Here is a 21,965-nt window from a genome sequence, read left to right on the forward strand (position 1 = left end):
CCATTTGTGAGTGGCTTTGTGGGTGGGGCTGTGGGTGAACTCGGGGAATGAACGCAATGGCCGGGCGTGCCTCAGGGCGCCGCCCAGGTGGTGGGCATGGCGCACTCCGCGCCGGCCGTGGTGCGGCTGGTGTTGCGCCGCTCGGTGCTGGCACCGAAGCAGCGGTCGGTCACCCAGTCGCCCACGCTCGCCAGAAACAGCTGCTGGCCCCGCTCGGTGCACACGGTGTGGTCGACCTCGCGCATGAACTCGTACTGCAGCGCTTGCGTGAACGGCGCATGGCGGAACGCGCCCAGCTGGTCGCGGTCGCGGTCGCACACATGCAGCGAGCCCGAATACAGCAACTGCACCGCCACCTTGCGTTCGACCAGGCGCTGCAGCGTGGCGCCGAACCAGGCCTCGTTGCTCTCCATCGGCTTGCTTTCGGTGAAGAAGCCGGGCAGCGGCTTGGTCGAATGGCTCTTGAGCAGGTGGCGCTGCAGCCAGCGCTTGGCCTTGCCCGGAAAGGCAGGGTGCGCGGGCGCGGCCAGCGCACGGCGCAGCGCACGCTCCCAGCGCGAGCGGCGCTGCGGAAACGCAAAGCCGTCGAACAGCGAAAGGGCCACCACGCGCGCATCGTTGGCGGCCACCCCCATGGCCTGCTCCACGCCAGAGCACATGGCCACGATGGCGAATTGGCGCGCGCCCAGCGTGCGCTCGGCCACGTCCATGGCGGCTTCCAGGCTCTGCACCGCGCGGGTCTGCACGTCGGGCGCGCCGTTCAGCGCGTCGCTGTCGCCGATGCCGCCCAGGTCGAAGCGCAGGCTGCTCACGCCGCGCGCGGCCAGCGCATGGGCCAGCTTCACGTTGATGCGGCGCGGGCCCACGCGGTGGTTGGCGCCCATGTTGAACATCAGGCAGGCCACGTCGCCAGGGGCCTGCTGGGTGGGCGTGGTGAGCATGCCCATGAGGGCGTTGCCGGGGCCGAAGCGCACCGGGGTCTGTGTCGTGTCATTCATGAAGCGCTCCCTGCAGGCGGTTGAGCGCATCGGCCGGAACCATCGCGCTGTTGGGGTAGGGGTCGGACGTCCAGTCGAGCTGGTGGCTGAAATACGCCAGTCGAACCGGCATGTGGCGCGACTGCTGGTCGGCGGCCCACTGCGCGGTGTGTTCGTCGTCGGGGCCGGCCAGCACCAGCGTGTCGTGCAGCGCGGTGAGGGGCAGCGACTCGGGCACCAGCGCCGCCAGTTGCGCGCGCAGGGCGGGCGAGAGCAGGGTGCCCAGCGCTTCCTCCGGCAGGTCGTCGGGCGCCTGCGTCAGGCTGCGGCGCCAGGCCAGGTCGGGAATGCAGAAGGTGGTGTCGATGGCCGCCACGTGCTGCTCGCGCAGCAGCCGGCCGTAGCGCCGCCCGTCGATCACCGGCTCCCACAGCACCAGGCGCACCGGGTCGCAGCGCCCGCTGCGCGCGGCCAGCACCGCCAGCGTGGCGCCCAGGCGCGCGCCGATCCACACGATGGAGGCACCCGGCGCGCGCCGGCGCAGCTCTTCGTGCGCCGAGCACAGGTCGCGCCGCCAGCCGTCGAGCTCGCCTTCGCTTTCTTCGCCGGGCGAGTCGCCCGAGCCGTAGAAGTCGAAGCGCAGGGTGGGAATGCCCGTGCGCGCCAGGCGCTCCGCCAGCACCTTGAAAAAGCGGTGCGTGCGCAGCCCTTCCTGACCGAACGGCGGGCAGAAGAGCACGGCGGTGTTCTCGGCGTGGCCTTGGCCTTCTTCGGCCGGGTGGAACACACCGAAGACCTGGCGCGAGGCCGGCCCGAACATCAGGGGCGTGGCGTGCGTCATGCGTGGGCCTCCGACAACCGACCGAATGCGCTTGTGGCGCTTGACGCACCGAGCGCGCCTGATGCACCTGATTCAACCGACGCACCAGACGCACTTGCACGCGCCTCGGTCTGGCGCCACTCGGCCAGCGAGCCCACGCAGTCCATGCGCGCGGGCGCCGGTCGCAGCACCAGCCACAGAATGCGCCCGGCCACCGACAGCTCCACGCTGCGGCAGTCCGGCGTCACGCCCACCTCGAAGCTCTGCGGCGACAGCAGCAGGCCCACGCCCACGGCCTTCAGGCACGCCTCCTTGCGGGTCCAGCAGGTCAGAAAGGCCAGGTCGCGTTCATGCGCCGGCGTGGCGGCCAGCGCCTCCTGCTCGCGCCGCGTGAAGTGCTCGGCGGCCAGCGCCTCGGCATCCGGCATGGGGCGCAGCAGCTCCACGTCGGCGCCCAGCGGGCCGCGCCCGCCCACCGCAATCAGCGCCAGGCCGTGGCTGTGGCTCAGCGAGAACTGGGTGCGCGTGTGGCCCGACAGCGAAGGCTTGCCGAAGGAGCCGGTGCTCAGGCGCAGCGCGGCGCTGTGCAGCCCGGTGTATTCGGCCAATGCCTGGCGCAGCGCGACGTGCGCGGCCACGAAACGCTGCCGGTCTGCCGGAAACCGGAAGCTCGCGGCGCGCGCGCACTCCTCGGCCGACAGGAGCTGCGCGGGCAACAGGTCGGTGAAGCTGTCCAGGTCCACGTACCGGCACAGCGGCGCGTCGATGGAGAGTGCGTGGGCAGAGCTGCTCATGTTCACCCCTTGCGCAGCCAGCTGCCGAACGTGCGGCTGAGCAGCCCACCGCGTTGCGCATTGGCGGCCGTGCCGGCGGCCAGCTCCGCCAGGTCCGAAGGCACGCCCTCCGGCACGCTGCGCGGCGACGAGGCGATCTGCCCGAGGTTCTCGAACAGGTAGCGCCGCGGCTCCACGCGGTGGCCCAGCGCTTGCGCGGCCTGCTGCACCGCGCGCAGCACCAGCAGCGAGTCGCCGCCCAGGTCGAAGAAGTTGTCGCTGGCGCGGATGTCGTCCACGTCGATGCCGATCACGCCGGCCCAGATCTGCGCGAGCGGCGCGTGCTCCGGGTTCAGCAGGGTCTGGCGGGCCTTGCGTGGCGCGCCGGCGGTCTCGGCCTCGGCGGCAACCTGCACGCTCTTGTCGGGCTCCACCGCGGCCAGCTTGCGCAGGTACAGCGCGCTGGTCGAGCCTTCGGTGTCGGCAATTTCGGCCAGCGTGGCGTTCGGGTCTTGTGCCACGCGGCGCAGCACTTCGAGGTAGCGCTCGCGCAGTTGCGCACCGGTCTCGCGCAGGTACACGTCGGCGTTGTAGATCAACGCGCCTTCCAGGCCGAAGGGCTTGTCCATGAGCCACACGCCGATGTCGTCGGTGGCACCGTGCTGCATCACATGCATCTGGCGGGTCTGCAGGCTGCCGATGGAGCGGGCGCGCTCGCGGGCGTCCTGGAACGAGAACATCGCCTGGTACGGGCCGGAGGTCTTGATCTGGCTGGCGTAGCCCGGCTCGGCCATCAGGCGCTCGAACGGCACCTGCTGGTTGTTCATCATCGACAGCAGCTCCTGCTTCACGTAGCGCATGAACGCGGGCAGCGGCTGCGCCAGGTCGACGCTCAGCGACACCGGCAGCACGTTGTTGAAGAAGCCCATCACGTCTTCCGTCTCGGCCTGCTGGCGCCCGCGCACCGGGTTGGCGATGACGATGCTGTCGGTGCCGATGACGCGTGCCATGGTCAGCGCGTAGATACCGAAGGTCAGCATGCTGAGCGTGACGTCCATGTCGCGTGCGATGTCGCGCAGGCGCTGCGTGCTCTGCAGGTCGATGGTGATCCAGTGCGCGCCGCCCTGGCCGCTTTTGCCGGCGCGGCGCGGCATGTCGGTGCGCGGCATGCGCGCGGCCTTGGCGCCTTCGAGCCGGCCGCGCCAGAACTTCAGTTGCTCTTCGCAGGCGGGGCCGTCCATCCACGCGGCCAGCCAGTCGGCATAGTCCCCGTAGGTGGTGGTGAGCGCGGGCAGCGTGTGCGGGCGGCCACGCTCGGCCGCGTCGTACAGCGCGGAGAGCTCGCTCTGCAGCAGGTCGAAAGACCAGCCGTCCCACACCAGGTGGTGCGGCACGAACATGAACACATGCTCGTTGTCGTCCAGCTGGAACAGCGTGGCGTGGGCCATCGGCGCCTGGTGGATGTCGATGGGGCGGTCGGCCAGCTCCTGCATGCGCTCGACCAGCTCGGCCTCGCGCTGGTCGGCGGGCAGGCCGCGCAGGTCGACCATCGGCAGGGCGAATTCCACGGACTGCGAAATCAACTGCACCGGCGCGCCGGTCTGCGCATCGACGCCCATGCGGGTGCGCAGCGACGGCTGGCGGCGAATCATTTCGCGCAGCGCGGCCTCGAAGCGCGTGGCCTCCAGGTGCCCGGTAAGGCGCTGCGCGGAAGGCGCGTTGTAGACCGAGCGGCCGGGGTGCAGCTCTTCCATGAATCGGATGCGCTCCTGCGGCATGGTGAGCGGCGCGCTGCTGCGCACCGGTGCCAGGCCGATGGGTGCCTCCAGTCCCACGCCCGCGCCCTGCAGTCCCTGCACCACCAGCGCGAGCTTTTCGGCCGTGGGGGCTTCGAACAGCGAGCGCAGCGGCAGCGTGACCTGAAACTCGCGGCTCAGCAGCGTGGTGAGCCGCGCGGCCAGCAGCGAATGGCCGCCCATGGTGAAGAAGTCGTCGCGCAGGTCCAGGCCCGGCAGGCTCAGCACCTTTTCCATGGTGGCGAGCACCTTGCGTTCATGCTCGTTGCGCGGGCCGGCGCCGCGGCGCACTTCGTTGCGGGCCACGGCCTGCGGTGGCGGCAGCGCGACGCGGTCGACCTTGCCGTTGGCCAGGCAGGGCAGGGCGGGCAGCGTGACCACGTGCTGCGGCAGCATGAAGGCCGGCAGGTGCTTGCGCAGATGGACCATGAGCGCGTCCAGATCGAAACTCGCGCCCGGTGTGAGGGCGAGGTAGGCCACCAGGCGCACATCGCCCGGATGGTCTTCGCGGGCCACGACCACGCTGCGCGACACGCCCGGCACCTCGCAGCAGCGCACCTCGATCTCGCCGGGCTCGATGCGGTAGCCGCGCACCTTCACCTGGAAGTCGAGCCGCCCGAGGTGGTCGAGCAGCCCGTCGTTGCGCCAGCGGCCACGGTCGCCGGAGCGGTACATCTTCTTCGGCGTGCCCAGCACGCGCACCGTGACAAAACGCTCCGCGGTGAGCTCCGGGCGGTCGAGGTAGCCCAGCGACACGCCTTCGCCCGCAATGCAGATTTCGCCCGGCACGCCCACGGGGCAGGGCTGCAGGTTGGCGTCGAGGATCCAGATTTCGGTGTTGTCCACCGGCTGGCCGATGGCCACGCCGCGGGTGGCAATTTCTTCGGGCCGCACGCGCCAGGCCGTGGAATACACCGTGGTTTCTGTCGGGCCGTAGCCGTTCCACAGGCCTTCCATGCGCTCGCACAGCGCCAGCGCCAGGCTGGGGCGCAGGGCCTCGCCGCCGGTCCAGCCGCGAAAGCCCGGGGCACCGCGCCATTGCGCGTCCAGCAGCACCTGCCACATGCCGGGGGTGGCCTGCAGCAGGGTGATTTTTTCTTCGTCGAGCGTCTTCGACAGGCGGTTGCCGTCCATGGCGACTTCGCGCTGCACCATCACCAGCTCGGCGCCGGCGGCCAGCGGCAGCAGCAGGTCGGGCACGGCCATGTCGAACGACAGCGTGGTGACGGCTGCGATGCGGTCGTCCGGGCCCACGCCCGATTGCCGCTCCATCCACTGCAGCAGGTGCGCCACGCCGCGGTGGTGCGCAATCACGCCCTTGGGCTGGCCGGTGGAGCCGGAGGTGTAGATCACATAGGCCGCGTCGTCCGGGCCGGCGTCGTCGGCGCTGGGTGCCAGCGACTCGGTGCTGCCCTGGCGCCAGGCGGTGTCGCGGTCGATCTCGAAGATGCGCTCGCCGGCGTCGGCGCGCCAGTCGCGCGGTGCGGCGGCAATGTCCGACGACGTGACCAGCAGGCTGAGCTTGGCGTCGGTGGCGTAGTAGTCGAGGCGGGCCTGCGGAAACGCCGTGTCCAGCGGCACGTAAGAAGCGCCGGCCTTCAGGATGCCCAGCATCGCGACGACCATCTCCAGGCTGCGCTCCAGGCACAGGCCCACGTGCTGGCCGCGGCGCACGCCACGTGCCCGCAGTGCATGCGCCAGCCGGTTCGACTGCGCATGCAGCTCCGCGTAGCTGCAGCTGCGCGCGCCGTCGCGCACCGCCGCATGGTGGGGCTGGCGCGGCACGCGCGCCAGAAAACCGGCATGCGCCAGCGGCTCGCCTTGCAGCGGCACGCGCGCGGGTTGCAGCGCCAGCAGCGCACGGGCGCCTTCGGCGGACAGCACTTCGAGCCGGCCGATGGTCTCGCCCGAGTTCTGCACGGCCGACTGCAGCACGCAGGCGTACATGTCCATCCAGCGCTGCACGCTGACCTCGTCGAACAGGTCGGTGTTGTACTGGGCCTCTATCTGCAGGCCGCCGTCGAGCGGGCGCAGGTTCAGAAAGATTTCGAAGTTCTCGTACTGCCGCGCAATGGTGTCCTGCGTCACGTCGATGCCCGGAAAGGCCTGCGCGCTGGCGGCCACGTCGGGGTCGACGTTGAAGGCCACGCTCACCAGCGGCAGCCGGCTCGCGTCGCGCTCCAGCGAGAGCTGGCTCAGCAGTGCGCCATAGGTCAGCGCCTGGTGGTCGAAGGCGTCGAGCACGGCGGTGCTGCATTCGTCCATGAGCGCGTCGAAGCGCAGCTCTGCGCTGGCGGCCAGGCGCAGCGGCAGCAGGTTGACGCAGTGGCCCACCAGCGCGGGCATGTCGCGCGCCAGTTGGCCCGATGCGGGAATGCCCACCACGATGTCGTCTTGCCCCGTGAGGCGGTGCAGCGTGGCCACGAAGCCGCTCAGCAGGCCGGTGAACAGGCTCACGCCGGCCTTGGCGCTGGTGGCGCGCAGGGCGGTGACCAGGCGGCGGTCGAGCAGGCGCTCGGCGCGGCGCGAGTGAAAGGTGCGCGTGGCGGGGCGCGGGCGGTCCAGCGGGAGCTCGAGCACCGGCAGGCTGCTGCCGGAGAAACGCTCCAGCCAGTAGTTGACATGCGCCTGCATGTCGGGGTGCGTGGCCTCGGCGCTTTCCTCGGCCGAGAACGCGGCAAAGAGCGGTGCCGGCTTGAGCTTCAGGCCCACGCCGGTCTGCTCTGCATACAGGTGGCCCAACTGCTCGGCAATGACCGCCCAGGACCAGCCGTCGCACACCACGTGGTGCGCGGACATGACCAGTTCATGCTCCGCGTCGCCCAGCTTGAACAGCACCGCGCGAAACAGCGGACCGTGCTCCAGCGAGAACGGCGTGCACACCGCCGAGGTGTGGGCGTCTTGCAGCGCCAGCGCGCGGGCTTCGATCGACAGGCTGCTCAGGTCTTGCTGCAACAGCGGGTCGCCTTCAGGGTGGCTCACCAGCATGCAGCTGCCGTCCGGCGAGATGGTGGCGCGCAGCGACTGGTGGCGTGCCACCAGCGAGGCCATGGCACGGCCCAGCGCGGCGCTGTCGAGCGGGCCGCGCATGCGCAGCAGCACCGATTCGTTGTAGGCCATCGAGGCCTCGGTGCTCAGCGTTGCGCCAAGCCACACTTCGCGTTGCGACTCGGTCGTCGCGACAATGCTTTCGATGACGCCACCGGCTGCGGTGGGTTTGAGAACGGCGTTCATGCTGCGGCCTTTCCATTGAGCAGGTGGTGTGAGGGGGTGGCGTTGTCCGGCACGTACCAGAAGGGCTGGCCGTCGATGTCGCGGGCCAGCACCGAGCCGTCTTCCACCGGCTTGCGAATGTCGAAGCCCGTGACCACGGCGGCGCGGCGCGGCAGGAAGCCGGACTCCTGCATCTCGCCCACCGATTCCTTGAAGGCGTTCTGCATGAACGCGATGTCCTCGGCGCTGTGCGCGCTGGTGAGGAAGCACGGAAAGTTGTCCAGGATGTGCACGCCGCGGCTGCGCATCATGGCGAACAGCAGGTCTTGCAGCGGGTGGTCTTCGAGCCAGCTCACGCGCCACAGTGAGGAGAAGTGCCTGATCTCGATGGGAGCGCCCACCTCCTTGCACCAGGCCGACAGTTCCCCGGCCATGGTGGCGGTAGAGGTGTTGAGGCCCGCCTGCAACGCCGGGCCGGCCTCCTTGAGGTGCAGGAGCGAGGCCTTGGCCGCGGCCAGCGCCAGCGGGTGGCGCACGAAGGTGCCGGCAAAGTAGGTCACGCCCACGCCGGGAATGGAGTCGTCGCCGTACTGCCAGGGGCCGCCGTCCAGCGCGTCCATGAACTCGCGCTTGCCCGCGATCACGCCCACCGGAAAGCCGCCGCCGATCACCTTGCCGTAGGTGGCCATGTCGGCGCGCAGCCCGAACAGTTCCTGCGCGCCGCCCAGGCCCACACGAAAGCCGGTGATGACCTCGTCGAAGATCAGCGCGCAGCCGTGCTGCTCGGTAATGGCGCGCACCTCGTGCAGAAACTCGCGCGGCTGAAAGTCGGGCCGGCGGCTTTGCACCGGCTCGGCCAGCACGGCGGCCAGGTCGTCGGCGTTGTCGCGAATGAAGGCCAGCGCCTCGGGCGTGCCGTAGTCGAGCACGCGGATGTCGCCGAACATGCCGCTCATGACGCCCGGCGCGGCCGACAGGCCCTTGCCCGCCTTGCCGGCGCGCACCAGCACCTCGTCGAAGGTGCCGTGGTAGGAGCCGGTGAACACCACCACCGTGCTGCGCCCGGTGACGGTGCGCGCAATGCGCAGCGCGGCCATCACGGCCTCGGAGCCGGTGTTGCACAGGCCGGCGCGGTCGTGGCCGGTGAGCTCGCAGACCAGCGCCGTGACCTCGGCCGCCAGCGGGTGCTGCGGGCCAATTTCGTAGCCCAGGTCGAGCTGCTTGCGCACCGCGTCCTGCACAAAGTCGGGCTGCCAGCCGAACATGTTCATGCCGAAGCCGTTGAGCGCGTCGACGTACTCGTTGCCGTCCAGGTCCCACATCTTCGAACCCTTGGAGCGCTCGATGACGATCTGATACGTGATCTCTTTGGTTACCGGGCGAAAGCCGTTGACCACGCGCGGGTCGGCCATGTGCGTGCGGTTGTCTTCGGTGAACTGCTTGCTCTTTGGCGTGCGCTCCACATAGCGGCGCATGAAGGCCGCGAGCCGCGCCTTCTGCCGGCCGCTGGGCTCGCTGGTGCGCTGGGTGTGGATGCGGGCGATGGCGCCGAAGGCCTTGTTGACGTCGTAGCGCACGGCCTCCTGGGTGGCGGGCGTGGACGTGGGTGTCGCTTCCGCTGCGAGGCTTTCTGCAGCAATGGGCAGCGGCGCTTCAGGCTGCGGCGCGGGCTGCATCGGCATGGCCCGCACGGTCATCATCGGCACGGCATGGGCCGCATTCGCCGCGCCCGACAGCAGTGCGAGCTGCTGGCGCATCAATTCCATTTGCTGCGAAATCAGCTGGTTCAGCGGGGCGCCAGCCGAAACGCTGCCTTGCATCGGCATGTACACCGGCATGGCCATGGGTTGTGGCGCAGCGGCCTGCGGCATGGCCACGGCGGAGGGCGCCGCCACATGCGCCGGGGCGGCGGGCGCGGCCACTGCGGGCGCCGCAACTTCTGGCGGCAGGCTGGCCCGCAGGAAGCCCGAGAGCGCATCGAAGCTGCGGTAGTTTTCCATCAGCTGGCGAAAGCTGAGGTTCACCTTGAAGTGCTTCTTGATCTGCGTGGCCGCCTGCGTGAGCGTGAGCGAGTCCAGACCCAGCTCACCGAAGGACGCATGCCCTTCCGCCTGCGCCATGTCGATGCCGGAGATGTCTTCGAACAGGGTGCGCAGGCGCGTGTCCAGGGACGACGTGGGCACGCTGGAAGGAGGAAGTGGCGATGGCGTTGCAGCGGTCACGGTCGGCTCCAATGGAATGGTTGAAACAGAAAAAACGGGGACGGGGGCCGCGGCAACGGCAGGCGCGCTCGCGGTGGAGGAGGGCAAGGGGAAGGGGGCTGCAAGCTCCGCAGCGGGTGCGATGTCGACCCAGAAGCGCTTCCGCTCGAAAGGCGTGGTGGGCAACTGCACGCGCTGGGCGCCGGGCCGCGCGCACAGCCGCGAAAGTTCGACTTCCGCGCCGCAGGCCCACAGGCGGCCCAGCGCCAGTTGCAGCGTGCGGGCTTCGTCGGCCGGCTCGCCTTGCAGCAGTGACACCACCTGGCTTGCGCCGTGCTGACGCACCAGCGTGGCCAGCACGTTGCGCGGGCCGGCTTCCACGAACAGAGGGTTGGCCAGTTGCGCCATCGCGCTGCGCACCGCGGGCGAAAAATGCACCGTGCCGCGCAGGTGCTGCGCCCAGTAGGTCGGGCTGGTGGCCTCGGCGCTTTCGAGCAGGCGACCGGTCATGGTCGAGAAGATGGGCGTGTGCGGCGCCTGCAGCGCCACGCCGTTCACCAGGGCCTCGAAGGGCGCGACGGCCCCGTCCATCATGGCGGAGTGAAAGGCGTGCGAGGTCTGCAGCGCGCGGGTTGCAATGCCCTCGGCTTCCAGGCTGGCCTGCAGCGCGGCAATGGCCTCGAAGGGGCCGGCGGCAACGCAGGCGGTGGGGCCGTTTTCAGCGGCCAGAGACAGTTGCGAGCCGAGGCGCGCCTGCAGCTCGGCCGCGCTCATTCGCACCGACAGCATCGCGCCCGGCGGCTGGGCCTGCATGAGCGCGCCGCGCCTAGCCACGAGCCGGGCAGCGTCTTCCAGGCGCATCACGCCGGCCAGCACCGCCGCGACGAACTCGCCCACGCTGTGGCCGATCAGCGCCTGCGGCCGTGCGCCCAGCGACAGCACCCGGCGGGCCAGCGCGTATTCGAGCGCGAAGAGGGCCGGCTGCGTGGCGGCGGTGGGTGCCAGCGCTTGCGGGTCGGCCGAGAACATGCGCGCGCGCAGGTCGAAATCGACCGCGCCTTCAAAGGCGTTCATGCAGTCGTCGAACGCGGCCGCGAACACCGGGTCGGCGGCATGCAGGTGCTGGCCCATGCCGGCGTACTGCGCGCCCTGACCGGGGAACATCAGCACCAGTTGCGGGGCGCGCGTGGCGGTGCGGCCGCTGGCGCGCCAGGGCGAATCGGCGGTGCGCAGCGCGGCAATGGCGCCGGCCGTGTCGCCGGCCACCACGACGCGGCGGAAGGCGTGGGCCTTGCGCCCGACGGCCAGCGTGTAGGCCACGTCGGCCAGGGGTTGCGCTGCCGTGCCTGTTTCAAGGCTTGCATCGAGCTGCATCGCAAGGTGCACGGCAAGCTGCTCGGTGGCCACGGCCAGCGCGGCCTCCGAGCGGGCCGACAGCGACAGCAGCTGCACGCCGGTGGCCACGGGCGATGGCGCGCGCGGCGGTGCTTCTTCCACGATGACGTGCGCGTTGGTGCCGCCCACGCCGAAAGAGCTCACGCCCGCGCGGCGCGGCAGGTCGGCACGCGGCCAGGGCTGCAGCTGGTTGCTCACGCGAAAGGGCGTGCGCGCGAAGTCGATCACCGGGTTGGGCGTGTTGAAGTGCACGGTCGGCGGAATCACCCCGTGGTGCAACGCCAGCGCCGTCTTGATGAGCCCGGCCGCGCCCGCGGCGGTGACCATGTGGCCCACATTGCTCTTGAGCGAGCCCAGGGTGCAGAAGTCGAGCGCATTGGTGTGCTCGGCGTAGGCCACGGCAAGGGCCTCGACCTCGATCGGGTCGCCCATGGGCGTGGCGGTGCCGTGCGCCTCCACGTAGGAGATGCTGCGCGCGTCGATGTCGGCTGCGGCCAGCGCGGCGCGAATCACCGCGGCCTGGCCGTCCACGCTGGGCGCCGTGAAGCTCGCCTTGGCGCCGCCGTCGTTGTTCACCGCGGCGCTGCGCAGCACGGCGTAGATGGTGTCGCCGTCGGCTTGCGCGTCGGCCAGGCGCTTGAGCAGCACCACGGCCGCGCCGTCGCTGAACACCGTGCCCTGGGCCTGTGCGTCGAAGCTGCGCGTGTGGCCATCGGGCGAGAGCATCGAGCCCTCGTTGTAGAGGTAACCGCTGCGCGGCGGGCAGGTGACCGACGCACCGCCGGCCAGCGCCATGTAGCACTGGCCCGTGCGCAGCGCATGAAAGGCCTGGGCCACGGCCACCAGCGAGGTCGAGCAGGCGGTGTGCACGCTGACGGCCGGGCCGGTCAGGTTGAGCCGGTTGGCCACGCGCGTGGTGATGTAGTCCTTCTCGTTGGCCAGCATCACCTGGAACTCGCCCACCGGCTCTACCAGGTCGGGCCGGGTGCTCACGTGGCGCTGGAAGTAGCTGGCGTTGTACATGCCGGCGTACACGCCCACTGGGCCGGGTGCCGCGTCGGGCACGTAGCCGGCGCGTTCGATGCACTCCCAGCAGATCTCCAGAAACACGCGCTGCTGCGGGTCCATCAGCTGCGCCTCTTTCGGGCTGATGCCGAAGAAGGCGGCGTCGAAGTTCTCTATGCCGTCGATCACGCCGCGTGCGCGCACGTAAGAGGGGTCGCTGCGCAGCGCCTGGCTCACGCCAGCGTCCAGCGTGGCGTCGTCGAAGAAGGTGATGGTGTCGCGCCCGGCCACCAGGTTGGCCCAGAACTGCTCGACGTCGGCCGCGCCGGGAAAGCGCCCGGCGGTGCCGATGAGCGCGACGGCGTCGTTTGGGTTCGCACCCGTCCATGACGGCGCGGTTTCAATGGGGGCCGCCGCGACAGGTCGTGCTTGAAAACCTGCCGCAGCGGCGGTGGCGGGCTGATCGCCCGCCGGCTGCATCCGCGCACCCATTGCTTTTGGCGTGGGATTGCGGAAAAAAAGATTGGTCGACAGCGCAGTGCCACTGCCGTTGCCGCGCTGCAGCTCGCCGAGCACCTGCAGCACCAGCAGCGAGTCGCCGCCCAGGTCGAAGAAGTTGTCGTTGCGCCCGACCTTGTCGATGCGCAGCGCGCGCGCAAAGGCGTCGCACACCTGCTGCTCGGCGGCGTCGCGGGCTTCCTCGAAGGGCTGGGCCAGGTCGGGGCGCTCGCCGGCGGGCTCTGGCAGGGCCTTGCGGTCGAGCTTGCCGTTGGCCGTGACGGGCAATTGCGCCAGCCACACCTGGGCGGTGGGCACCAGCGCGGCCGGCAGCCGGGCTGCAAGGTGTGTGCGCAGGGCGTCCCAGGACACCTTCTGCGAGCGCGCGACCAGATAGGCGACCAGGCGCAGCTGGCCGGCGGCATCGGGCCGCGCGAGCACCGCGCAAGACTGAATGCCGGGGTGCGCCAGCAGGGCGGCCTCGACTTCGCCGGTCTCGATGCGGTGGCCGTGAATCTTCACCTGGCCGTCGCGACGGCCGATGAATTCGAGCGTGCCGTCCTCCAGCCAGCGCACCAGGTCGCCGGTGCGGTAGAGCCGGTCTTGCGGGCCGCCGAAGGGGTCGGGCACAAAGCGCTGCGCGGTGAGTTCTGGCTGGCGCAGGTAGCCGCGCGCCAGACCGTGGCCGCCGATGCACAGCTCGCCCACCAGGCCGGTCGGCAGCAGCGCCATCGACGGGCTGAGCACGCGCAGCACGGTGTCGTTGATCGGGTGGCCGAGCGGCACGGAACGCAGGTCGTCCGGCAGGGGAGAGGGAATGCGGTGCGTGGCCGCGAAGGTGGTGCACTCGGTGGGGCCGTAGCCATTGCTCAGCAGCAGGCCCGGCAGCGCGGCCTGCGCGCGGCGCACATGCGGCACCGAGAGCGCCTCGCCGCCGGTGAACAGGTGGCGCAGGCCGGCCAGGTGGGCCGGACTGTCGTCGACGATGGCGTTGAACAGCGCGGCGGTGAGCCAGGCGGTGTGCACGTCGTGGCGGGCCACGGTGCGCGCCAGGCCGGGGCCGGTGGGCACGCGCTCTTCATGCACCACGCAGCAGCCGCCGTTGAGCAGCGGGCCCCACACCTCGAGCGTGGCGGCATCGAAGCCCAGCGGCGCGGCATGCAGCACCGCGCGGCCCGGGGCGAGCGCCACGTAGTCCACGCCCACCACCAGCCGCAGGATGGCGCGGTGGCAAATCTCGATGCCCTTGGGCGTGCCCGTGGAGCCCGAGGTGTACATCACATAGGCGACCGATTCGCCGTCGATGACCGGCGGATTCCAAGCACTGCGGTCTGCCTTGTCCGCATATTCGTCGAGCAGCAGAACAGCGTGTTCGCCGTGCGCCGCGGGTACCAGGGCGTGGTGCGCCTGCGTGGTTACTACATGGTGCGCGCGCGCCTCGCCCAGCATGTAGGCGATGCGTTCGGGCGGAAAGTCGGTCGGCACGGGCACGTAGGCGGCGCCGGCCTTCAGGATGCCGAGCTGCGCGACGACGGCAGCCATCGAGCGCTCCAGCAGCATGCCCACGGCGTCGCCGCTGCGCACGCCCAGGCGCTGCAGCCGGTGGGCGAGTTCGTCGGAGCGGGCGTCCAGCTCGGCATAGCGCATCAGCGTGTCGCCCTCGGCCAGCGCAACGGCGTCCGGCGTGGCCTTGGCCTGGCGGGCGAACACGCCGGGCACGGTCAGCGCGCGGTCGAGTGGCGACACGGGCGCGTTCCAGTCGGTGAGCTGGTGGCGGCTGTCTGCCAGGGCCAGCGTGCGGATGTCGCTCAGGGCTGCGTCGGGGCGCGCGAAAAGGTCGGCGGCGGTGTCGGCCAGCGCGGCCAGCAGGGCATCGAGCGAGGCCGCGTCCATCAGGCTGGTGGCGGCGTCGATGTGAAGGCAGGCCTGTGCGGCGTCGAAGCGCAGGCGCAGGGGAGTGGCGTCGCCTGTATAGGAAGCACCGATGTCCTCGCGCAGCCAGAGCGACTGCGCCTGGCCGGCACCGCGCGCCGACGCGGGCGCGGCACGGCGGGCCATGTCGAGCTCGCTGAGCCAGTCGCCGGCGGCGCGCGTGGCGTCGTAGGCCACGGTGGTCGACCAGTGCTGGGCGCGGCCGGCTTCGTGCAGCACGGGCCAGAGGGTGCCGAGCCAGCGGGACTGCAGCAGCAGCCAGGCGCCGGCAAAGACGGTGTCGGGGAGAAGGTTGTTGTGCAGAAGGGTGCCGGGCAGCAGCCCTGCGGAAGGCGGGTGCACCAGATACAGCGCGCCCGTATGGCGGGCGGACAAGACAGCCGGGTTGACGCGCGCCACGAAAAGATCACCCAGAACCAGGTCGGGTGCCTCTCGCTGCGCTGCCGAAACAGTTTGAATTTCCATGTAATTACCCGACGAACAAATACGATGGAATTAATCAAGCAAGCGAAAATGACGCTTGTTCAATTGGCCCTGTAGATCTGATCTGCTTCTTTTTGTTGACCCGATCCTAGGAGCTTTGTTTCGTCGAATGTGAGGCCTTTTGGTCTACGTTACATTCAGACAAGGTTATTTCGGAAACGTACTACCCGAACTGTCACGTTCAAGGTAACTGATGCGTGGTTTTAAAGAAGCGAGCGACTACTCAGCTTGCTTCAGGACGGTAAAACAGCCATCCGAGGTGAGGTACTCATGGGGAGATGCGCAGGGCAGCCGGGGGCAAACCCGGTGTACCCCGCGCGCGGCCCGCGGGCCTTGGTTGGTGCACGCGCCTCACTGGGAGTCATGCGTAAAACGCACGGCCGCGGTGCCCGCAAAATGAAACATCGCCCCGATTCCGTGCTGTTATTTAATTGAGCAGTCTGTAACCGGATAAAAAAGAACTGTACAAAACAGGAAATCGGCCAAGACTTCGTGGTGCTTCCGTGCCTGGAAAAATCAATACAACCGAAGGGCCGATATGTTCAGCGACATCCTTTTACCCAACGTAGTTCTTCACCATTTCGATTTCTATTACGAATGGGATATGCCGAACAATTCGGAAGCACTGCTCGCCAATGCCACTTATTTCGGTAATGAAGGCTGGGCGCAGGAATATCTGGACTTTTGTCACCGCGACGAACATTTCCGCAGCCGCTGGCTTGCCGCCGGTGGAGATTGGTCGGGCAAGACAGTGATCGACCTGGGTTGCGGGCCGGGCAACGTGTTTGCCACGCTGGGCGGCAAGCCGGCCCTGCTGGTGGGCGTGGACGTGGCCGCGGGCTCGCTGGCGCTGGCCTCGCGCCTGGGCTACACGGCGGTGCTGGCGGACGCGGCGCACACGCCGTTCCGCTCCGAGGTGGCCGACATCGTGGTCATCAATGCGTCGCTGCACCACTGCGACGACATGGACGCGGTGCTGCGCGAGGGTGCGCGGCTGGTGAAGCCCGGCGGGCTGCTCATCACCGACCACGACCCGCAACTGACCGCCTGGGACTACAAGGGCCTGGCCAAGTTCATGTGGGACGCGCGGCTGTGGGTGTATCGCATGACGCGGCACGGCTTTCACAAGACCGGCACCCAGCAGTCATGGGGGCTGCGCACCGAGGTGCACCACCGGCCCGGCGACGGCGTGACCAGGGAGTTCTTTCAGTCGACGCTGGAGCCGCTGGGGTTTGAGGTGAGCGTGCATGCGCACAACCACCAGATCGGCGCGGCGGCGCTGCGCGGGCAGGTCGGCCCGGCGCAGTGGAAGTACCGCGTGGGCAATGCGCTGTCGGGCCGCGACCCGGGCGCCACCACCAGCGCGCTGTCGCTCATGTGCATTGCCAACAAGCGCGGCGTGGCCGAAAAGCCGCCGATGGTCGCGCGCCCAGCACCGCACACCCACGCCGAAACCGTGACGCACTGACGCCGCGCGACTGCTGGTAGCCTCCCCGGATTCTTCGAACGCGACCCCGGGCAACGGGGGCGCGCTATCCAGGGCTTCCAGGAAGGACTCCAGCAGTGGTTGTGACAGCAGCAGGGATATGCAGTGCAGGCAGTACACGCGATACACGCAGTACAGGCAACACAGACAACTCAGGCCGACGCTGGCGCGCGGGCATCGCACTTGCCGCCGCATTGGCAATTGCAGGGTGCTCCACGTCGCCCAAGGCGCCCGTGGCGGGCCCCGGCGAGTACGTGGTGCAGCCGGGCGACACGCTCTTTCGCATCGCCTCCAAAACCGGCCGCTCGGCCAACGACATCGCCCGCTGGAGCAACCTGCAGGACCCCGACAAGCTCGAGGCCGGTCAGTTGCTGCGCGTGGCACCGCCGGGCGGCGCGGCAAGCGCATCGGCGGGCACCGGGCCCGAGGCTTCGGCACCTGTCCTCAGCTCCCGAAATGCACGCAGCGCCCGCAACGCCGATACCGAGCGCGCCACGCCGTCGCGCCCCCGCGAGCCCGAACCCGTGGCCCCGCCCGCGTCGCGCCGCGGCGACTGGGGCTGGCCCGCGCAAGGGCAGGTCATCGCAAGCTTCAACGGCTCGAGCAACAAGGGCATCGACATTGCCGCCAACCCGGGCGATCCGGTGGTGTCGATGGGCGCGGGCAAGGTGGCCGTGACCGAGATGCTGCGCGGCTACGGCAGCGTGGTGATGGTCGACCACGGCGGGGCGTACATGTCGGTCTACACCAACCTGCGCACGGTGCTGGTCAAGCAGGGGCAGCGGGTGGAGCGGGGCCAGAAGATCGCCGACATCGGGGGTGGCAGTGGCAGTGGCGCAGAGGGTGCCCGCACCAAGCTGCACTTCGAAATTCGCTACCGCGGCAACGCGGTCGCCCCGCGCCAGTACCTGACGGCGCGCTGACCTTTTCGCTCTTGCGCATCGCGTGTGGCATCTGGCAAACGGCCTCCCACGAATTGGTGATATCGCAAGGGCCGCGAACTGCGCAGACTCGCGCCCTCACTCTGTTGGAAGGGGGCCTGCATGGAGCTCACGCACTGGATGTTCGTCGTTGGCGGGGTTGCCGCGGCTTTGGGAACGCAATGGTTTCTGCAGGCGTCGTTCCGCTGCGCATGGCAGGCGCAGATCACCGAGCAGGTGACGCAGTCGGCCGCGCTGGTCGACGAGTGCGCGGCGGGCACCGCGCCGCGCGTCTAGCGCTGCAGGCGCTGCAGGCGCTGTCGGCACTGCCGACACTGTCAGCACTGACGGCACCTCCCGGCAGGTGCAGCCCGCGCGGTGCGTGCGGCACCGCGAGCCCTCTAAGATGCGCGCTGTTCTGAATTCCGGAAGACGCGAGAGGCAAGGGGAGGGCCACGCATGATTTCTTTGCTCCACACAGCGGACTGGCAGATGGGCCGCGTGTTCTCGCAGTTCGAGCCCGACGACGCAGCCGCGTTGTTCGAGGCCCGTTTCAAGGTGGTCGAACGGCTGGCGGCCATTGCCGCCGAACGCCAGGTCGACGCCGTGCTGGTCGCAGGCGACGTGTTCGACCTGCAGACCGTGTCGGACAAGACCATTCGGCGCATGTTCAATGCCATGCAGGCCTTCACCGGCCCATGGCTGCTGATTCCGGGCAACCACGATTCCGCGCTGAGCGAATCGGTCTGGCGCCGCGCCGAGCGGCTGGGCGCCATTCCGCCCAACGTCGTGTGCTGCCTGGAGCCCAGGCCGCACACCGTGGCGGGCAAGTTCGTGCTGCTGCCCGCGCCGCTCACGCAGCGCCACACCTATGGCGACCTCACCGACTGGTTCGCGTCCGCGCCCACCGACAGCGCTTTGCCGCGCATCGGGCTGGCGCACGGGTGCGTGCAGGGCATCCTGTCGGAAGACATCGATTCGGCCAACCCGATTGCGGCGGGCCGGGCAGGCGAGGCCGGCCTCGACTACCTCGCGCTGGGCGACTGGCACGGCACGCGGCAGATCGACGAGCGCACCTGGTACGCAGGCACGCCCGAAACCGATCGCTTCCGGGCCAACGATTCGGGCCAGGCGCTGCTGGTGTCCATTGCGGGTGCCGGCGCCTTGCCGCAGGTTGAGCCGGTGCGCACCGGCCAGTTCTCGTGGCAGCAGCTGGAGCCACGGCTCACGGTGGCTTCGGACATCGACGAGCTGGTGGAAAAGCTGGCGGCTGTCGGCGGGCAGGACGTGCTGCAACTGCGCGCGCTCGGCAGCTGCGACCTGGGTGGCCACGGCAAGCTGAGCGCGGCACTGGATGCCGCGCGCGCCCGCGCCCGTGCGCTGGTGTGGGACGGTGAAGCGCTGCGGCTGGAGCCGACCGAAGAAGACATCCAGGCGCTGCATGCCGACGGTTTCGTCGGCGAGGCGCTGCAGGAGCTGCGCACGCAGCAAGCCGATGCCGACGCGGAACTGGCCCGCGACGCCTTGCTGACGCTGGCCCGCATCCTCGATGCGCAAGGCGCGCAAGGTGCCCAAGGCAAGCAGACGGGAGCCGGCGCATGAAGCTGCAACGCCTGCGCGTGGAGAACTTCAAGCTGTTCCGCGCGCCGATGGAAATCGACGGTTTCACCGACGGGCTGAACCTGTTCGCGGCGCCCAACGAGTCGGGCAAGTCGACCATCGCCGAAGCCATTCGCGCCGCGTTCTTCGAGCGCCATCGCTCCAGCGCGGTCGAGCACCTGAGGCCGTGGGGCGAGAGCACAGCCACGCCCACGGTGGAGCTCGACTTCGAACTCGACGGCAAGCCCTGCAAGCTCACCAAGGCCTTTCTGGGCAAGAAGCGCTGCGAGCTGGTGATCGACGGCAAGGCCATGGACGGCGCGGTGGCGGAAGACCACCTGGCAGCGCTGCTGGGCTTTCGTTTTCCCGGCAAGGGCGCGAGCTCGCCGGAGCACATGGGCATTCCGGGGCTGCTGTGGATCAAGCAGGGCACCCCGCACGACATTTCCAGCGCCGTCGGCCACGCCAGCGACCACCTGCGCAATGCGCTGGGCGAATCGCTGGGCGAGCTGGCCTCCAGCCAGGGCGATGCGGTGCTCAAGACGGTGGAGACCGAGCGCAACGAACTGCTCACGCCCGCGGGCGGTGCGCCGCGCGGCGCCTATGCAGACGCACTGAAACTGCGCGCCGAGCTCGAAGCCGAACTGGCGCGGCTGCACGCGGACATCGAGGCCTATCGCTCCGGGGTCGACCGGCTGGCGGGCCTGCGGCGCGAGCACCAGCGCGACGACGCGGCGCGGCCCTGGGTGGCGCTGCGCGAGCAACTGGGCGTGGCGCAGCAGCGCCTGAGCGACGGCAAGGGGCTGGCCGAGCGCAAGACCGCGCAGGACGCGGCGCTCAAGCAAATTGCCGCGCAGGTCGGCTCATGGCGCACGCAGCTTCAGTCGATGGAGCGCGAAGAAGCCACGGTCGTGCAGCGCGAGAACAACCTGGCCACGGTGAAGGAAGGCCTGGAGAAGGCGCTGGGCGAACTGCAGGCCTGGGAGCCGCGCCATGCGGCCGCGTCGCAGGCCGATGCTGCTGCGCGAAACACCTTGCGGCTGGCCCGCCAGGCCGCCGCGCGCATTGCGCAGGACAAGACCGTGGAGAGCCTGGCAGAGCAGCTTGCCGCGCTGGCGCAGAACCTGGACAAGGCCAAGGGCGAACAAGACAAGGTGACGCGCCTGCAGGCCGACGCGCAGGCGCTGGCCGTGCCAGACGGCGAGCTGAAACGCCTGCAGCGCGCCGCCGACATGCTGCGCACCGCGCAGGCCCGGCTCGATGCGGTGGCGACCGCGCTGGCGTTCGACTTGCAGCCCGGTGCGCGCGTGCGCGTGGGTGGCGTTGCTGTCGATGCCGATGTTGCTGGCGCGGTGCGCCAGACCGTCATTGCGCGCACCGAGATCGACATAGAAGGCGTCGGCCGCATCACCGTGCTGCCGGGCGGCACCGACCTGGAGAGCCTGGGCGTGGAGCGCGACCGGGCCCGCGACGAACTGGCCGCGCTGCTGCAGGCGCTGCGCGCGGACAGCGTGGCGGCCGTGGAAGAACGCGTGCGGCTGCATGCCTTGCGCAAAAGCGAAGCCAACGCGGCGGAAGCCGTGCTGTCGGCACTGGCGCCCAAGGGCCTGGGCGCGCTCGCCGCCGACGTGGCCTTGCGCGAGGCCCGGCTGACCGAGGCCAGGGCGGTGCTGCAAGCCATGGCGCTCGCGCCGGACACGCCCGTGCCCACGACCGCGCAGGCCGAGTCGGAGGAGGGCGCCGCCCGCGCCGCGCTGGAGACGGCCTCCGCGGCGCTCAACGAGGCCAAGGTCAAGGCCGGCAATGCGCGCGAGCAGGTCAAGGCCGCCGATGACGAACTGCGGGCCGTGAAGACGACGCTGGCCGACCCGATGCGCGCCGGCCGCAAGCGCGAAGCCAGCGAAGCCCTGACCGATGCGCTGGCGCAGCAGTCGGCCATTGCGCAGAAGGCTGAGGAACTGGCGCAGCAGTTGCGCACGGTCAACCTGCCGGTGCTGGTGCAGGACGTGGAGCGCCTGGAGCGCAGCACCCGGCAGGCCGAGTCGGCGCACAGCCAGCGGGCCAACGACATCACGCGCCTGGAGGTCGAACTCGAAACCAAGGGCGCGCTGGGGCAGGAAGAAATTGCGTCGGAAAAGCAGCGCGATGTCGACCACGTTGCGCGGCGGTGCACGGAGCTGGAACGCCACGCCAAGGCGCTGGACCATCTGCTGAAGCTGCTGCGCGACAAGCGCTCGGCGCTGGCACGCCGGCTGCGCGCGCCGTTGCAGAAGCATCTGGACCACTACCTGCAGATTCTTTTTCCGGGGGCGCAGGTCGAGGTCGGCGATGACCTGTCACCGGGACGAATCACGCGACAAGGCGTGCGGGGTGCACAAAGCGGCGCGTTCGAGGAGCTCAGCGTGGGCGCGCGCGAACAGATGGGCGTGGTGGCGCGCCTGGCCTATGCCGATCTGCTGAAGGAAGCGCACAAGCCGACGCTGCTGATCCTGGACGATGCGCTGGTGCACACCGACGAAGAGCGCCTGGGGCAGATGAAGCGCGTGCTGTACGACGCGGCTACGCGGCACCAGATCTTGATATTGAGTTGCCATCCGGAAGCCTGGCGCGACCTGGGGGTGGTGGCGCGGAGCATTCCTTAGGGTTTCAGCCTTCCTTGTTGTTCAAGGGAAGGCTGACTTACCTTGCTTCAGGATCCGCAACTATTATTTAACATAACGCACATTGTGTGCGTTACCGATGTAGTGGCTGATTAGTAATGTCGTGTTTTGACTAAATAGAAATGTCGCATCGTTGGCCCGGTCCAGCTTCTGGATCCGAGGTACAGCGATGGCCACATCCACGGCAACTATCACCATGTCGATGCG

General features: G+C 69.5%; 10 protein-coding genes. 5 read left to right on the plus strand and 5 right to left on the minus strand.

All coding sequences use genetic code 11. The features are described from left to right. Window positions 1-71: 71 nt before the first annotated feature. Genes VLK31_RS12475 through VLK31_RS12495 form a run of 5 tightly spaced genes read right to left on the minus strand, consistent with a single transcriptional unit; the run spans window position 72 to window position 15,075 of the window. Window positions 72-998: a hypothetical protein gene (locus tag VLK31_RS12475; RefSeq protein WP_409168704.1), complete on the minus strand. Its 927-nt coding sequence runs from the start codon at window positions 996-998 to the stop codon at window positions 72-74. Beyond that, complete coding sequence (locus tag VLK31_RS12480) at window positions 991-1,818, minus strand: serine aminopeptidase domain-containing protein (protein WP_409168705.1); 828 nt, start codon at window positions 1,816-1,818, stop codon at window positions 991-993. The genes VLK31_RS12475 and VLK31_RS12480 overlap by 8 nt, the downstream gene beginning before the upstream one ends. Beyond that, entirely contained in the window at window positions 1,815-2,591 is a 777-nt protein-coding gene (locus tag VLK31_RS12485) for a 4'-phosphopantetheinyl transferase family protein (RefSeq protein WP_409168706.1), read from the minus strand. Before VLK31_RS12485 ends, VLK31_RS12480 begins: the two co-directional genes overlap by 4 nt. 2 nt (window positions 2,592-2,593) lie before the next feature. Next, window positions 2,594-7,600 carry an amino acid adenylation domain-containing protein gene (locus VLK31_RS12490; protein WP_409168707.1) on the minus strand — a complete coding sequence of 1,669 codons (5,007 nt, stop codon included), beginning with the start codon at window positions 7,598-7,600 and terminating at the stop codon, window positions 2,594-2,596. After that, a complete protein-coding gene (locus VLK31_RS12495; RefSeq protein WP_409168708.1) occupies window positions 7,597-15,075 on the minus strand; it encodes an amino acid adenylation domain-containing protein in 7,479 nt (2,492 codons plus the stop codon). The genes VLK31_RS12490 and VLK31_RS12495 overlap by 4 nt, the downstream gene beginning before the upstream one ends. A gap of 622 nt (window positions 15,076-15,697) precedes the next feature. On the opposite strand from VLK31_RS12495, the gene VLK31_RS12500 reads away from it, so the two are divergent. The 5 genes from VLK31_RS12500 (at window position 15,698) to VLK31_RS12520 (ending at window position 21,740) form a co-directional block, all read left to right on the plus strand. Beyond that, complete coding sequence (locus VLK31_RS12500; protein ID WP_409168709.1) at window positions 15,698-16,561, plus strand: class I SAM-dependent methyltransferase; 864 nt, start codon at window positions 15,698-15,700, stop codon at window positions 16,559-16,561. A 212-nt stretch (window positions 16,562-16,773) separates the two neighbouring features. After that, window positions 16,774-17,502, plus strand: coding sequence for a peptidoglycan DD-metalloendopeptidase family protein (locus VLK31_RS12505; RefSeq protein ID WP_409168710.1), 729 nt, complete (start codon window positions 16,774-16,776; stop codon window positions 17,500-17,502). A 120-nt stretch (window positions 17,503-17,622) separates the two neighbouring features. Continuing rightward, window positions 17,623-17,796, plus strand: a complete 174-nt coding sequence (locus tag VLK31_RS12510) for a hypothetical protein (RefSeq protein ID WP_409168711.1) — start codon at window positions 17,623-17,625, stop codon at window positions 17,794-17,796. Window positions 17,797-17,958: 162 nt separating this feature from the next. Then, window positions 17,959-19,101, plus strand: a complete 1,143-nt coding sequence (locus VLK31_RS12515) for an exonuclease SbcCD subunit D (protein ID WP_409168712.1) — start codon at window positions 17,959-17,961, stop codon at window positions 19,099-19,101. Next, window positions 19,098-21,740 (plus strand): AAA family ATPase, encoded by a 2,643-nt coding sequence (locus VLK31_RS12520; RefSeq protein WP_409168713.1) that lies wholly within the window; start codon window positions 19,098-19,100, stop codon window positions 21,738-21,740. The genes VLK31_RS12515 and VLK31_RS12520 overlap by 4 nt, the downstream gene beginning before the upstream one ends. The last annotated feature ends 225 nt before the right edge of the window (window positions 21,741-21,965 follow it).

It is taken from the genome of Variovorax sp. H27-G14, assembly GCF_046156345.1.
In the GTDB taxonomy this organism is placed as follows: Bacteria; Pseudomonadota; Gammaproteobacteria; order Burkholderiales; family Burkholderiaceae_C; genus Variovorax.